Source organism: Corynebacterium coyleae, from assembly GCF_030408635.1.
GTDB lineage: Bacteria > Actinomycetota > Actinomycetes > Mycobacteriales > Mycobacteriaceae > Corynebacterium > Corynebacterium coyleae.
Genome location: NZ_CP047198.1, coordinates 1,077,681 through 1,092,755, shown reverse-complemented (window position 1 = coordinate 1,092,755; position 15,075 = coordinate 1,077,681). Strand labels below are relative to the sequence as shown.

Genomic DNA, 15,075 nt, shown 5'->3' with positions numbered 1-15,075 from the left:
GTGTCCTTTCGTCGCTCAACCAGCAGGTTCTCGCGTAGTTAACACGCGACGGTGCATGCTGGAAGCGGTGCGTTTCATCGGGATTGGACTGAAGTAAAACTTTGTAGCCCTGCCGGATCTCACGGGGTGCGGGAGCAAAAATCGCCGCTGTGCCCGCCATCGCATCCCCACCTGGGACAACCCCTGCCGGGTGCGGTTCGCACGATCCTGCGCAAAGTGTAGCGCATTTGCGTCCGCGGTTTAATCCGGGGCGTGTCGCATTGCTTCGCTAACATTGCCAACATGCTTTCAACGATGCAGGAAGTGCCCTTTTCCGTCGCACGCATTCTCGAATACGGCAGGACTGCGCACGCGACAACGAAGTGCACCACATGGCGCACTGATGGCGCGGAAGAAACGACGTTCGCCGAAATCGGCGCCCGCGCTTCGGCCTTCGCCCACGCCCTGCATGATGACCTCGGCATTGATAGCGATCAACGCGTCGCCACCATGCTGTACAACTGCTCTGAGCACCTCGAGGTGATGTTTGCCGTCGCTGCCAAGGGCGCTGTGTTTACGCCGCTAAATATCCAGTTGATGACGGACCAGATCGCCTACGTTGCCAACCACTCCGAGGCTGAACTGATCGTTGCCGATCCGCGGCTTGCGGAGAAGTTAGGCAACGTTGTGGAGCTTTGCCCCAAGGTTCGCGCGGTGGCATTTACAGGTGCCGAACCGATTACAGACGCCGCGGCGTATCTGCCAGAGCATGTCGCTGTGTACAGCTACGAGGAGCTTCTCGACGGCCGCTCGACAAAGTACGACTGGCCCGAACTCCCGGAGAACACCGCCGCTGCCTTGGTCTATTCAACAGCAACGACCGGCGCACCGAAGGGCGTCGCCTACTCCCACCGCGCGTTGTGGCTAGAAGCGACCGGTCTTCGCGCAACGGACTCACTAGCGGTCACTCACGGTGAGACGTTTTTGTGCTGCATCCCGATCTACCACGTGCTCAGTTGGGGCGTACCGTTCGCAGCTTTTCTCGCGGGCACTCCCCTGGTTCTGCCCGATTCGGACGTGTCTGCCCCGACACTGGCAAGACTTATCGCAAGCACGCACCCGCGCGTGGCACACGGCGTGCCCACCTTGTGGATCCAGCTGATGGTGCATTACCTGCACAATCGCCCGGAACGAATGAGTCTGCAGGAGATCTTCGTCGGCGGTTCTCCTGCCCCACCGGCGCTGATCAAGGTGTGGGAGGAACGCTACGGCGTGGATATCGTCCACTGCTGGGGCATGACGGAAACCACCACGGTCGGCACAGTGGCGCGTCCGCCATCGGGCGCTTCTGGTGAGGCGCGCTGGTCCTACCGCATTTCCCAGGGACGCTTTGCCCCGTCGCTGGAATACCGAGTGGTCAACGATGGCCAAGTCATGGCGTTTAACGACTTGACCCAGGGTGAGATTCAGGTCCGCGGCAATATGGTCGCTGCAGGCTACTACCACTCACCCACGCAAGAACCGGGCGAGATCGCTTCCACCTTCCGTGGCGAAGAAGTCGACGACGTGCGCGCACACTTCACTGCCGACGGCTGGCTGCGTACCGGCGACGTAGGCACAGTCACCAACGCCGGGTTTATGACGCTCTACGACCGTGCCCGCGATGTCATTCGCTCCGGCGGCGAGTGGATCTACTCCGCACAGGTGGAAAACCTCATTATGGAGTCCGAGGAAGTCGTCGAATGCGCAGTCATCGGCATCCCGGACCCCAAGTGGGGTGAGCGACCGCTGGCGGTGACCAAGCTTCTCTCGGGCATTGAGCCCACAAAGGAGACTGCGGCACGACTCCGCGAGTCGCTCGCAGACACGTTGCCGAAGTGGATGGCGCCTGAGTATTGGACGTTTGTGGATTCCATCGACAAAACGTCCGTAGGCAAGTTTGACAAGAAGGACCTGCGCAAGCACCTGCAGCGCGAGGAGTTCGACATCATCGCCTTGCCCGGACCAGGCAGCCGGCCGAAGGCGTCGTCGTAAAGCAATATGCTCCTACTACCGGGTCTCTTGCGCCCGGTTGCGGCTGAACATAAAGAACACCGCACCGATGACCGCGAGCAACAGCACTCCGAGGCCGCCGAGTAGCGGCAGGGAGAGCCCGCCCGATTCCTCCTCTACGAGGACTTGCTCGGTCTCCTCGGCTGCCTCGGTAGTCTCCTCCACCGTCTGCTGCTCATCCGTGCTTACGGCACCGTCGAACTTGATCGGCTCATCAGACGGCTCCGGGCCGTCCTCGTAGGTGGGGGTCCAATCCGGACCACCATTGAACGGTTCACCATCCACTATCACCGCGAACTCGTACGGCTGCTCCACACCGGCGATGCCATCTTCAAGCTTGGAATTCATCGCAAAATTTAAGTAGTAGTAGCCCTGGTAAGACTTACCTATGTCGTTTGCAACCTGTGCGTAATACTTCGGCGCAATTGGATCACTCTCTTTCGCGTCGTCGTAGACATTGAGGCTCCCTTCTCCCGAAAGCTTGCGCCGCGAGTCATAGATGCCCACCTTGATTACATCTGAATCCTCCGTCACAGATTCTGGTGCCTTCATCTTCACCACCGGGCGCTGCCCCCACTTCACTGGAATCTTGTAGAAGCGGTATTCGCCGGGAACGATCTTGTCGGAATACGTACCTTCGGTGATCTCAACAGCGTCGTTAAAGCCGGTGCCTCCCTTGTTCTCCTGCGGGGTGCCAAACGGGACGTCGCCGTCATAGAAGGAGGGAGCAATAGGACCATTGGACCACTCAGTTTTCTGCTCCTGATCAGGGTTCGGTACGTAGAACACGTTCACCTCGAGGTCCAAGGCATCGTCAATCGGCTGCCCTTCTTGGTAGACCTGGGTGGCAATGAGCCAAGAGCTCATATCGCAATCGTTGTCGCTTCCGCCACGTTCCAGCGAGAACCGGTAAGGATTCATTAACAAGCTGGCCTCGCCGAGGATTCTGCTGTCGCCAATTGCGTTGCTCGCCGTGCCACAATCAGGGTCGTTTTCGTTGGTTGCCTCCGGAACTTCGAGGAAGATCTCGGTTTCCTGGATGTTGCCTTCCGTCTGCCAGATTGGGGTCATCGTGATCAACGCGTTGTGCCCTCCGGCACGGACACACGGAAGTAACGGTTCTTCTTCGCATTCGTATCCGGGGTGACCTTCGTCCGGTACTGCCCCTCACCAAACCACTTGGCGTCCTCGGGCGTATCCGCAAACTCAAACGGTGTGCCCTTCACCTTGTATTTGCCGATGTCGCGCTGCGCCAAAAACTTCAACGACTGCGCCAAACTACCGGCATCCCCAGCCTCCAGGAACTGGCCATTGCCTGCGTCCGCGATGCACTGCAACTCCTTGCGTGCTTCCTCATCAACCTGGAACCCCACCGTGTGAATCGCAAGATCAACACCATCTTGCGCCAATTCCTTAGCTACCTCACACACCGGCGGCGGCGCACACGAGTCAATGCCGTCAGATACCAAAATGATCGAACGCTGCCCCTCGCTCCCGAGCTCCTCCGCCGCCTTACGCAACGAATGACCCATCGGGGTATACCCCTTCGGCTCGAGCCCGTTGATCGCCGAAGCAAACCTCCCCCGATCAATCCGTCCCACCGTGGCTAGAGTCTCCACATCCTTGCACCCGCGCTCGCGGTTGTCCGGAGCATCCGACTCATTCGCCCCATAGACCATCAACCCCATATTCGCCGTATCCGGCAGCGAATCCACCAACTCATTGGCCGCCTTCTTTGCCGAATCCATACGCGTACCCCCAGCGTCAGCCGCAAGCATCGACGACGACGCATCCAAAATCAGCATCGCCCTGCCATCAGCCGACCCGTCATCGGCCTTCGCAGACGTTGCCTGCGACGATGTCGACGTCGTTGACGACGACTGCCCCCACGCCACCGGCGCCCACGCAAGACAACAACACACTGCAATCATCAGCGCGAGAACAACCCTCACGCCCTTCTGCGAAACTGACCACCTCATTCGAACACGCCCTTCGTTTGATGTGTGCAGAATCACGTTCGACAATAAAAGAAACCCACCACACTCGCACGGGCTGATCCGTGCTCCCCGGGACTTACACGGTTTCTACCTGATGCACGAGGCGTTTCGCTCCCGTCATAATGCCGCACAAAAACGATGCCCCGGGGTACGCATGTGCACCCCGGGGCATCAAAGCATTTGCGCTAGTCGCGCAGCAGTTCTGCGGTCACCGGCCCTGCGACTTCGAGTTCGATGACGCGGAGGCCGGCGGCGCGGGCGTCGTCGAGAAGCGCAGGCTCAATGGGCTCGGTGATGAGCACGAGCGCGGTCGGACCTGCGCCAGACAGGTATGCCGCGTAGCCGCGGTTGCGCAGGCGGTTGACCCACTCCGCAGTCACCGGAAGGACGTCGGCGCGGTACGGCTGGTGCAGACGGTCGCGGGTGCCCTCGAACAACAGGTTCGGGTGGTGTTGCAACGCAGCAACCATCACCGCCGTACGCGAGACGTTGAAACGCGCGTCTGTGTGGGTGACGTGGCTCGGCAGGACCTTGCGCACCGCATTGGTGGATGCGTGGAAGTCCGGGACGAGGGCTACGGCCTTGATGGACTCGTCGACAGGAATGCGCACGGCACGGTAGGACGGCTTCGAGCGCCCATCGACCGGAATGTCGGTCCAGGACACCACTGCCCCGCCGAGCACGGATGCACCCGCGTTATCCGGGTGGCCCTCAAACTCGGACGAGAGCTGCACGACGGTGTCCTCATCCAGCGGCGAGCCTGCGAGCGTATTCGCAGCGACGACACCTGCGGCTGCCGCGGCAGCAGACGAGCCCAGACCGCGCGACTGCGGGATCTGGTTGTGGCACACCACGCGCAGACCCGGCGCCCGCACATCTGCGGCAATCAGACCAGAGTTGATCGCCTTGACGATCAGGTTCGAGCTATCGCGCGGCAGATCGTCGGCTCCCTCGCCGAAGATCTCCACTTCGAGGCCAGACTCGATGACTTCTACCTCGAGCGTGTCGTAGATGCTCAGCGCCAGGCCGAGGGTGTCGAAGCCGGGGCCAAGGTTCGCCGAGGAGCCCGGAACCTTCACTCGTGCTTTCAGGCCTACTTCAAGATCGGTTGCCATGAGGGAGTGCTCCTTTAAGCGTCGAGGCGGATGACGGAGTTGACGGCCTTCACATCATCGTGGCCGGTGAGCTCTTCGACGATGCCGTTCAGGGCAGCTTCACGTGCGCCGTGCGTGACGACGATCAGGTGTGCCTCGTCGCCAGATTCCTCCTGACGGACCGCGGAAAGCGACACCCCTGCCTTAGCAAAGCGAGCCGTGAGGTCTGCGAGCACGCCGACGCGGTCGTTGACGGTCATGTTGATGTGGTAACGCGTGGTCACATCGTCAAACGCCACAATCGGGTAGTCCGCGTACGGGTTCTCCGCCGGCGCACGGCCACCGTGGACCTTGTTACGGGCTGCACCGACCAGGTCGCCCAACACGGCGGAAGCGGTTGGGGCACCGCCGGCGCCGTTGCCGTAGAACATCAGGCGGCCGGCTGCTTCTGCCTCGACGAAGATGGCGTTGTAGCTCTTGTCCACCGTTGCCAGAGGGTGCTCGTTCGGCACCAGCGTCGGGTGCACACGTGCGTTAATGCCGGTGGTGTTGCCGTTTTCGTCCAAGAGACGCTCACAGATGGCCAGCAGCTTAATCGTCTGGTTGGACTTCTTCGCTGCCGCGATGTCGTCTGCGGTGATCTTGGTGATGCCCTCGCAGTGGACGTCGTCGAACGTCACACGGGTGTGGAAGCCCATGGACGCAAGGATCGCTGCCTTGGAGGCCGCGTCGTGGCCTTCGACGTCCGCAGTCGGGTCAGCCTCGGCGTAGCCCAAACGGGTTGCCTCAGCCAGCGCCTCCTCGTAGCTCGCGCCGGTGGAAGCCATCGCGTCCAGGATGAAGTTCGTGGTGCCGTTAACAATGCCGGAGATGCGCTGCACCTGGTCGCCCGCGAGCGAACGGCGCAGCATGCCGACCACGGGGATCGCGGCAGCGACGGCTGCTTCGTAGTACAGGTCGACGCCGGCTGCGTTCGCAGCATCAGCCAACTCGGAACCGTGCGCTGCGACGAGCGCCTTGTTTGCCGTCACCACCGACTTTCCAGCGTTGAGTGCTTCGAGGACCAGCTGGCGCGGGTAGTCAATGCCACCGATAAGTTCGACGACAATGTCTACGTCGTCGCGTGTGACCAGTTCGCTCGCATCCGCAGTCAAGTAAAGTCCCTGGACTTCAGGCGCGTCCTTGTGCTTGTCCACGTCGGAGACAGCCACGCCGCGAACCTCGATCGGGCCACCGATGCGATTCTCCAAGTTCGAGGAGAATTCGCTGAGCAGTCGCAGCACTTCCGTGCCCACGGTGCCCTTGCCCAACACGGCAATACCCACCGGGGTGCCGATGCCCTTGCCGGGGTAATTTCCGTTGATGCCTTCAGCGCTGGCAACTGTCATGGTCAGGATGCTCCTTTTCGTTGCTGCAAAGTACAGGTTTGAACCGCTTGGTCTACTATCGCTTAAGCAAGCACTCAGGTCAATTAATATTCGCGGGCCAACAGGTCTTCCACGGTCTCGCGGCGCACCATCGGGGTGATCTGTCCGCCGCGCACGGACACGACAGCCGGACGTCCAAACGCGTTGTAATTCGAGGCCATGGAGTAGCAGTACGCGCCAGTCGCAGCCAACGCAATGAGATCGCCGGAGGAAATATCATTCGGCCACTTCGCATTCTCTACGAGAATGTCGCCGGATTCACAGTGCGAACCAACCAGGCGGGTATCGGTGTTGTCACCGTCGACGAAGCGGTTGACCACGCGGGCGTCGTAAAGCGCCCCGTAGAGCGCAGGGCGAATGTTGTCGCTCATGCCACCATCGACCGCGATGTAGCGACGAGATGTGGTGAACGAGGTATCGACTTCCTTAATCACACCCGCGGTGTACACCGTCACCGCAGAAGGACCAGCAATCGCACGTCCCGGCTCCACAACCACAGTCGGCGCGGCGATGCCGAGCTCGTCGGCGACATCCTGCACGGACGCAAGCAGGTCGCGCGCAACAGCCGCGACGTCGAGCGGCTGCTCCCCTGACATGTAGGCAATACCGTAGCCGCCGCCAAGATCGAGGTAGCCAAGCGCGACACCGCAGGTCTTCCACACTTCTGCGTACAGGCCGAGCACGCGCTCTGCAGCCAGTTTGAAGCCTTCAGCGTCGAAGACCTGGGAGCCGACGTGGCAGTGCAGGCCGGTCAACTGCAGCGAATCTGAGTCAATTGCTGCCACGGCCGCAGCAAGTGCATCGCCAGTGGCCAGGGAAATGCCGAACTTCTGGTCTTCGTGGCTCGTCGCAATGAACTCGTGCGTGTGCGCATCCACGCCGGGCTTCACTCGGATGAACACATCTTGGATGACACCGGCCTCGCGGGCGACAGCTTCCAGTTGCGCTAACTCCTGGTGAGAGTCGATGACCACATGCCCCACGCGCGAATCCACGCATAGGCGCAGAAACTCGTCGGACTTGTTGTTGCCGTGAACAGTGATGCGTTCCGGCGGGAAATCGGCTGCAAGTGCGATGCGGAGCTCGTTTTCACTCGCCACATCGAGGGCAAGACCTTCCTCATCCACCCAATGTGCAATGTGTCGGGTCAAAAAGGCCTTCGACGCGTAGTGCACATTTTCCGGCGCACGGAATGCTTCCGCCATGTCGCGGCAGCGAGAGCGGAAATCGTCCTCATCCACGACGACAACCGGGCTGCCGTATTCGGCGACGATCTCAGGCAGTGGCACACCAGCGATGGTCACTACCCCGTCTTCTTCACGCTTGGCGTTTCGCGGCCAAACGTGTGTGGGCAGTTCGTTGAAGTCGCCCTCGTCGGTGCTGTACGGGGTGGATACGAAAACAGTCATTACATCCGCTCCGGGGCGCTCACGCCGATCAGGCCCAGCGCGTTTGCAATCACCTGGCGTGTCGCCATCGCAAGTGCGAGACGTGCCGTGTGGATCGGCTCCGGCGCCTCGCCGGCCTTCGGCAGGATCTGGCAGGAGTCGTAGAACTTGTGGAAGGCGCTGGCCAACTCTTCGGTGTAGCGGGCAATGCGGTGCGGCTCGCGCAGCTCCGCGGCGGCGCGCACGACTGCAGGGAACTCACCGATCGTGCGGATCAGGTCGCCTTCCTTCTCGTGGGTCAGCAGGCCCAAGTCGATGTCCGCGACGTCGGGCAGCGTCACGCCGGCTTCCTTCGCCTTGCGCTCAATCGAGCACAGGCGCGCGTGGCCGTACTGGACGTAGTAGACGGGGTTGTCGGAGGACTGCTTCGTCCACAGATCTAGGTCGATATCCAGCGAGGAGTCCACAGAGGAGCGCACCAGCGAGTAGCGCGCGCCATCCACGCCAATGGCGTCGACAAGATCCTCAAGCGTGATCACGGTGCCTGCACGCTTGGACATCTTCACCGCCTGGCCGTCGCGCACTAGGTTGACCATCTGGCCGATGAGCACTTCGACGGCGTCCGCGTTGTAGCCCAGCGCCTGCGCCGCAGCCTTCAGACGTGCGATGTAGCCGTGGTGGTCCGCACCCAACATATAAATGGCAAGTGTGTGGTCGCGGTCGAACTTGTCCGCAACGTAGGCGATGTCGCCGGCGATGTATGCCGCGTCGCCGTCGGACTTGATCACCACACGATCCTTGTCGTCGCCAAAGTCAGAGGAGCGCAGCCACCACGCGTTGTCAGCCTCATACAGGTTGCCGTTTTCCTTCAGGGTGGCAATCGCCTTATCCACCGCACCCGATTCGAACAGCGAGTTCTCGTGGAAGTACACGTCGAAGTCCACGCCGAAATCGTGCAGCGACTGCTTAATCTGCGCGAACATCATCTCCACGCCAGCAGCGCGGAAGGTCTCCTGCACTTCAGCATCAGTGCCTTCGAGAGCATTGGGCTGCTTTTCGACGACCGCCTGAGCGATCTCGCGAATATAATCGCCCCCGTAACCATCCTCCGGGGTTGGCTCCCCCTTGGCAGCAGCAACCAACGAACGCGCGAAGCGGTCAATCTGGCCGCCATGGTCGTTGAAGTAGTACTCACGGGTCACCTTCGCACCAGAGGCTTCGAGCACGCGGCCCAGCGAGTCACCCACCGCAGCCCAGCGGGTACCGCCGAGGTGAATCGGGCCGGTCGGGTTCGCCGAGACGAATTCCAGGTTCACCTTCTCGCCGGCGTAGATGTCGGAGTTGCCAAACGCGGCACCCTCCTCGAGCACCTTGGCTACCAGCTGGCCCTGGGCGTCTGCGGCGAGGCGCAGGTTAATAAAGCCGGGCCCTGCGATCTCAGCGGCGGCGATGGCCGGGTCCTCTGCCAAGACCTCTGCAAGCCAGCCTGCGAGTTCGCGCGGGTTCGTGCCCGCCTTCTTCGCCACTTGCAGTGCAATGTTGGTGGCGTAGTCGCCGTGCTCCGGATTTCGCGGGCGCTCCACAGTCACGGTGTCGGGGACAACAGAGGCGTCGAGATCATGGTCTGCAAGCACGCGCTCTGCGGCGGCTTTTACGGTGATGGCAAGTTCTGCTGGCGTCATGGGCATGCAGTGTAATTGAGGGCTTTGACACGGGCGCATACGGATGGTCGTCGATACGCAAAGTGCGCTAATTCACATCCCCCTTGAGGGGCAAATCTTTTCACTTCGCTGCCTTGTTTGGCATATTTAGCCCATCGGGTCTCGCACGCCGAGGCCACGGTCACCCGTTTCTTTTTCCGTTCCTGTCTCGAAAGAGCCCTGTTTTATGGACCAATTCCAAATCTTCACCGACGCAGTCGGTGGCAGCACTGGTCTGTCGGCATTGGTGTCTACCCTGCCGCTGTTAACCTTCTTCATCATGCTGCTCGGCGTGAAAGCTCGCGCTCACACCTCGGGTTTTGTTGCACTTATCGTTGCAATTCTCGTGGCCATCTTCGGCTTCCATATGCCGACCGCGTTTGCCATCTCTTCCGCGTTCCGCGGTGGCCTGTTCGGCCTGTTCCCCATCGTATTCGTCATCCTGACGGCCATCTGGTTCTACCAGATCACGGTCGCCTCTGGTCGTTTCGAGGACCTTCGTCTTGTGTTCGACAAGATGGGCAACGGTGACGTTCGCATCCAGGCGATGCTCATCGCTTTCTGCTTCGGTGGCCTGCTTGAAGCCCTCGCCGGCTTCGGTGCCCCGGTTGCTATTACCGCGACGATGATTCTCGCGCTCGGCATCCCGCCACTGAAGGCCGCCACCGTGGTGCTTATTGCGAACACCGCTCCGGTGGCATTCGGCGCGGTCGCCATTCCGATTACCACCGCAGGTGACGTGGGTGGTCGTACGCTGGAGCAGACCGAGAACATCGCCGCCATCGTCGGCCACCAGACCCCGGTTCTGGCGTTCTTCGTGCCGTTCATCATTGCGCTGCTTATCGACGGCTTCCGTGGCGTCAAGGAGACCGCCCCGGCCGCAGGTGTCATCGGTCTGGCTTTCGCGATCGCCCAGTGGTGGACCTCCAACCACTTCGCCTACCAGCTCACTGACGTTATCGCCTGCATCGTCGCACTTGGCGCCGCGTTTGTGCTGCTGCGTTTTTGGCAGCCGCGCGGTGTGGAAGCCATGCGTGAGCGCCTCGGCCTCGAGCCGTACGCCGACGAAGATGGCGACACTGAAGCGCTCACCGGCAGCCGCGTCTGGATGGCACTCATGCCGTACGCAATCGTCGTTGTCGTGTTCGGCCTGGCAAACCTGGGCACCACGATTCCGACCTGGCTCAAGCAGTTCAAGATCTCGTTCCCGTGGCCAGTCATCGATGGCCAGCTGCTCAACGCTGCGGGCGAGCCGGTCAACACCGACTACTCATTCGCCTACATCAACAACCCGGGCTCGCTGATGGTCATTTCCGCCATCATCGTCTCCATCGCCTACATGGTGTTCAACGACAACGGTCGCTACAGCCTCACCTGGGGCCAAGTTGGTAAGGAGTTCGTGGACACCGCATGGAAGATGCGCTGGTCTGCCGTCACCATCATGCTGGTGCTCGCACTGGCATACGTGATGAACTACTCGGGTCAGACCGTGACCATTGGTGAGTTCTTTGCCAACCTCGGCCCGGCATTCGCGTTCTTCGCTCCGATGCTTGGCTGGGTCGGCGTGGCTGTGACTGGTTCCGACACCTCGGCCAACGCCCTGTTCGCCAACCTTCAGGTCACCGCCGCGAACAACCTTGGCCTCAACCCGGACCTCATGCTGGCTGCTAACACCACCGGTGGTGTTGTGGGCAAGATGATCTCCCCGCAGTCCCTCGCAATTGCCGCTACCGCGGTGAGCATGGAGGGCAAGGAGTCCGAGATTTTCAAGAAGGTCGTGGGCTGGTCCTTCGGCTTCTTGCTCGCAGTGTGCGTGATAGTCTTTCTGCAGTCGAACGTTCTAGAGGTCCTTGCTCCGGTCGTTCCGTAACTGCCATCCTTTTACGGTGCTCCCGAGGTCCAAGTGACCTCGGGAGTTTCGTCGTTTTCCCTGAGATTTCCCACGATAGGAGCCCGAAATGCGAGTAGCTCTGTTTTCTACTTGTATCGGCGACGCCCTCTTCCCTGACGCGCATAAGGCCTCGGCCATTGTGCTTTCCCGTCTCGGCTATGAGGTTGTCTTCCCCGAGCAACAAACCTGCTGCGGCCAGATGCACGTCAACACTGGCTACAAAGAACAAGCCGTCCCAATCATTGAGACGTACGTCGATGCCTTTGCAGACTCGTCGATTGACTACGTTGTGGCTCCTTCGGGCTCCTGCGCGGGAGCTGTCCGCGAGCAGCACGTCGAGCTTGCGGAGCGTTTCGGCTCCAAGGCGCTTGTCGACGGCGCAAAGATCGCCTCGAAGAAGACCTACGATCTCTCCGAATTCATCGTTGATGTCGCCGGCACCTACGACGTGGGCGCATTCTTCCCGCACCGCGTGACCTACCACTCCTCTTGCCACTCCCTGCGCTTCCTCAAGGTCGGCGACCGTCCGACCGAGCTGCTGCGCCACGTTGAGGGCCTTGAGCTTGTGGATCTGCCGAACTCCGAGGAGTGCTGCGGTTTCGGCGGCACATTCTCTGTGAAGATGCCTGAGGTGTCTTCCGCGATGGTGTCCGACAAGGTCCGCCACATCAAGGAGACCCAGGCGGAGTTTGTCACCGCTGGTGACTCCTCTTGCTTGATGAACATTGGTGGTGCACTGTCTCGCCAGCACCAAGGCATTCGTGCCGTGCACATGGCTGAGATCCTCGCCTCCACCAAGGAGCACCCGTTGACTCCGACGTCTGCGGCGTACACGAAGGAGAAGATGCTGTGAAGGTTGCACTCGGCCAACCCACGATGCCGCCGTTTGCCAACGGCCCGGCTCACCTGCGCGGCAAGGAGAAGTTCCAGAAGGCTGCGCACCACGAACTGAACGACGTCACCAAGCGCCGTAACTACCAGTACGCCACCACAACCATTCGTGTGAAGCGTCAGAATGTTGTCGACGAGCTTGATGACTGGCAGCAGCTGCGCGAGGCAGGCTCCACCATTAAGCGCGACGTTGCGGCACGTATGCCTGAGCTGCTTGAGCAGTTTGAGGAGAACGTGACTAAGCGCGGTGGCCATGTCCACTGGGCTCGCGATTCCAAGGAAGCCAACGAGATCATCCAGGGCCTGATCAAGGAGACTGGTGAGGACAAGGTCGTCAAGATCAAGTCCATGGCGACCCAGGAAATCGCCCTGAACGACGAGCTGGAAAAGGCCGGCATCTTCGCTCAGGAAACTGACCTTGCAGAGCTGATTGTGCAGCTCGGCGAGGACTTCCCGTCCCACATTCTCGTCCCGGCGATCCACCGCAACCGCGCGGAGATCCGCGACATCTTCGCCGCGAAGATGCCGAACACGGACGAGACGCTGACCCAGGAACCTGCCGAACTCGCAGAGGCTGCACGTCAGTACCTGCGTCAGCAGTTCATGGAGGCAAAGGTTGCCATTTCCGGCGCCAACTTCGGTTGCGCTGATACCGGCACCGTCTCCATCGTCGAGTCTGAGGGCAACGGCCGTATGTGCCTGACCCTGCCGGAGACCCTTATCACCGTGATGGGCATTGAGAAGCTCCTGCCGAGCTTCGATGACCTCGGTGTGTTCCTGCAGCTGCTGCCGCGCTCCTCTACCGGTGAGCGCATGAACCCGTACACCTCCCTGTGGTCCGGTGTGACCGAGGGCGACGGCCCGCAGAACTTCCACATTGTTCTGCTGGACAACGGTCGTACCGCCGCAATGTCTAACGAGATCGGCCGCGAGGCACTCAAGTGCATCCGCTGCTCGGCTTGTTTGAACGTTTGCCCGGTCTACGAGCGTGCCGGCGGCCACTCCTACGGCTCCACCTACCCGGGCCCGATTGGTGCAATCCTGACCCCGCAGCTCACGGGTATCGATTCGTCCGACGACCCGAACGGTTCCCTGCCGTACGCGTCGTCGCTGTGCGGTCGCTGCAACGAGGTGTGCCCGGTGAAGATTCCGATCACCGACATTCTGTTGGAGCTGCGCTACCAGAAGGCGAAGAACGAGCCGAACCGCATGGAGCAGGCCGCGTTCGCGTCGCTGGCTCAGGTGTGGGGCCGCAGCAACGTGTGGAACCGTCTGGTCCGCATGGTTGCGCTTGGTCGTGTGCTCGGCGGCTTTAACGGCAAGATCGAGACCATGCCGCCTCCAATCTCCGGCTGGACTGGCTACCGCGATGTTGCGGTGCCGCCGAAGAAGTCCTTCCGCCAGTGGTGGGAGACGGACGAGGCGAAGCGTCTGCTGTCCGAGGCACGTGAGCAGGGCATTCCGAACGGCCAGAAGGTCAACACCAAGCCGATCGAGGAGGAGAAGTAAATGACTACCACTACTGGTAATGCTGCAGGCTCCCCCGCCCGCGACTCCCGTAACGAGGCTGCGAAGCGCGAGATTCTCAAGCGCATCCGCGACGCTCACAAGCTCTCTAATGTTCCGGAGCATGTCGAGGTCGTCCGCGAGTACCGCACCACGTCCGACATCAAGGGCGACGAGCTGCGCGAAATCCTCATCGACCGTCTTGTGGACTACAAGGCTGACGTTGTGGAGACGACCGAGGAAACGCTTCGCGACGATCTGCTGAAGGTGCTTGCCGACCGCAAGTGCAACGAGGTTGTCTATGCCCCGGGCTTGGATGCGTCGCTGTTTGACGGTTTTTCCGGCACTGCCCGTCCTGATGATGTGACGTCGGATCCGCGCGCGCTGGGCGATGTCGATGCTGTGGTGACGGATTCTCACGTCACCTCTGCACAGACCGGCTCGATCGTGCTGGAGGCTGGCGACGTGTGCGGCCGCCGTGCACTGTCTCTGGTTCCGGACCGCCACATCTGCATCGTGCGTGCAGACTCCGTGGTCTACGGCGTGCCGGAGATGATCGCCCGTATCAACCCGGAGCACCCGGCCACGATGATTTCTGGCCCGTCCGCTACCTCCGACATCGAGCTCGTGCGTGTCGAGGGTGTGCACGGCCCGCGTGACCTCATCGTCATGGTCGTGAAGTAACACTCTCCAACTTCCCGGCGTCTCCGCCGGGGTGAGATACACGAAATGGCCGGTCCCATTTGGGGCCGGCCATTTCGCTGTCATTGTTTCCCGTGTCACGCCGTTCCCGCGGCGCACAATCATTATGAAACACCGGTGTTGAGAAACCATGGCGTGTGGCTGAGAGTGTCCTGAGGGTTTCGTCGTGAAGCGCTGCACCAATTTCTTCTGCCCACACACGGGGTGCTAGTGTGATCGGCATTGTCTCCGTAGCTCAGTGGATTAGAGCATTGGTTTCCGGTACCAAAGGTCGCAGGTTCGAATCCTGTCGGGGACACCATGTTGTCTGGGGGTTTCGGCTAACTTTTCCGTTCAATTCAGGAAACTCCTTCCAGGTTAAACCCGGTTTTCGAAATTGGGTAACTTTTGGAGAAACTATCTCCGGGAAGACGAAAACCGGCCGGTTTTAAGCCTGAAAAAGGCTTTG

At 60.8% G+C, this 15,075-nt stretch carries 11 protein-coding genes and 1 tRNA gene; 6 read left to right on the top strand and 6 right to left on the bottom strand.

Annotation, left to right across the window (positions count from 1 at the left end):
- Positions 1–282: 282 nt before the first annotated feature.
- Positions 283–2,013, top strand: a complete 1,731-nt coding sequence (locus tag CCOY_RS05355) for a long-chain fatty-acid--CoA ligase (protein ID WP_092103070.1) — start codon at positions 283–285, stop codon at positions 2,011–2,013.
- A 15-nt stretch (positions 2,014–2,028) separates the two neighbouring features.
- Here the strand turns inward: CCOY_RS05355 and CCOY_RS05350 are convergent, their stop codons facing one another.
- The 6 genes from CCOY_RS05350 to argS all read right to left on the bottom strand — a co-directional run bounded on the left by CCOY_RS05350 (position 2,029) and on the right by argS (position 9,619).
- Positions 2,029–3,111: a hypothetical protein gene (locus tag CCOY_RS05350; RefSeq protein WP_092102287.1), complete on the bottom strand. Its 1,083-nt coding sequence runs from the start codon at positions 3,109–3,111 to the stop codon at positions 2,029–2,031.
- The gene (locus tag CCOY_RS05345; protein WP_092102284.1) at positions 3,108–4,010 is read right to left on the bottom strand and encodes a vWA domain-containing protein; all 903 of its coding nucleotides are present in this window, start codon (positions 4,008–4,010) and stop codon (positions 3,108–3,110) included. The genes CCOY_RS05350 and CCOY_RS05345 overlap by 4 nt, the downstream gene beginning before the upstream one ends.
- A gap of 203 nt (positions 4,011–4,213) precedes the next feature.
- On the bottom strand, positions 4,214–5,143 hold the full coding sequence (gene thrB / locus CCOY_RS05340) for a homoserine kinase (protein WP_092102281.1): 930 nt from the start codon (positions 5,141–5,143) through the stop codon (positions 4,214–4,216).
- 14 nt (positions 5,144–5,157) lie between these two features.
- The gene (locus CCOY_RS05335) at positions 5,158–6,510 is read right to left on the bottom strand and encodes a homoserine dehydrogenase (RefSeq protein WP_070482789.1); all 1,353 of its coding nucleotides are present in this window, start codon (positions 6,508–6,510) and stop codon (positions 5,158–5,160) included.
- A gap of 83 nt (positions 6,511–6,593) precedes the next feature.
- A complete protein-coding gene (lysA, locus tag CCOY_RS05330; protein WP_092102278.1) occupies positions 6,594–7,958 on the bottom strand; it encodes a diaminopimelate decarboxylase in 1,365 nt (454 codons plus the stop codon).
- Complete coding sequence (argS, locus tag CCOY_RS05325; protein ID WP_092102275.1) at positions 7,958–9,619, bottom strand: arginine--tRNA ligase; 1,662 nt, start codon at positions 9,617–9,619, stop codon at positions 7,958–7,960. The genes lysA and argS overlap by 1 nt, the downstream gene beginning before the upstream one ends.
- Before the next feature lie 205 nt (positions 9,620–9,824).
- On the opposite strand from argS, the gene CCOY_RS05320 reads away from it, so the two are divergent.
- The 5 genes from CCOY_RS05320 (at position 9,825) to CCOY_RS05300 (ending at position 14,928) form a co-directional block, all read left to right on the top strand.
- Positions 9,825–11,507: an L-lactate permease gene (locus CCOY_RS05320; RefSeq protein ID WP_070615283.1), complete on the top strand. Its 1,683-nt coding sequence runs from the start codon at positions 9,825–9,827 to the stop codon at positions 11,505–11,507.
- An 88-nt stretch (positions 11,508–11,595) separates the two neighbouring features.
- Positions 11,596–12,381, top strand: a complete 786-nt coding sequence (locus CCOY_RS05315; RefSeq protein WP_070771235.1) for a (Fe-S)-binding protein — start codon at positions 11,596–11,598, stop codon at positions 12,379–12,381.
- A 23-nt stretch (positions 12,382–12,404) separates the two neighbouring features.
- Positions 12,405–13,928, top strand: a complete 1,524-nt coding sequence (locus CCOY_RS05310) for a LutB/LldF family L-lactate oxidation iron-sulfur protein (protein WP_070421863.1) — start codon at positions 12,405–12,407, stop codon at positions 13,926–13,928.
- The gene (locus CCOY_RS05305; protein WP_092102273.1) at positions 13,929–14,609 is read left to right on the top strand and encodes a LutC/YkgG family protein; all 681 of its coding nucleotides are present in this window, start codon (positions 13,929–13,931) and stop codon (positions 14,607–14,609) included.
- A 242-nt stretch (positions 14,610–14,851) separates the two neighbouring features.
- A tRNA-Arg gene (locus tag CCOY_RS05300) sits at positions 14,852–14,928 on the top strand.
- The last annotated feature ends 147 nt before the right edge of the window (positions 14,929–15,075 follow it).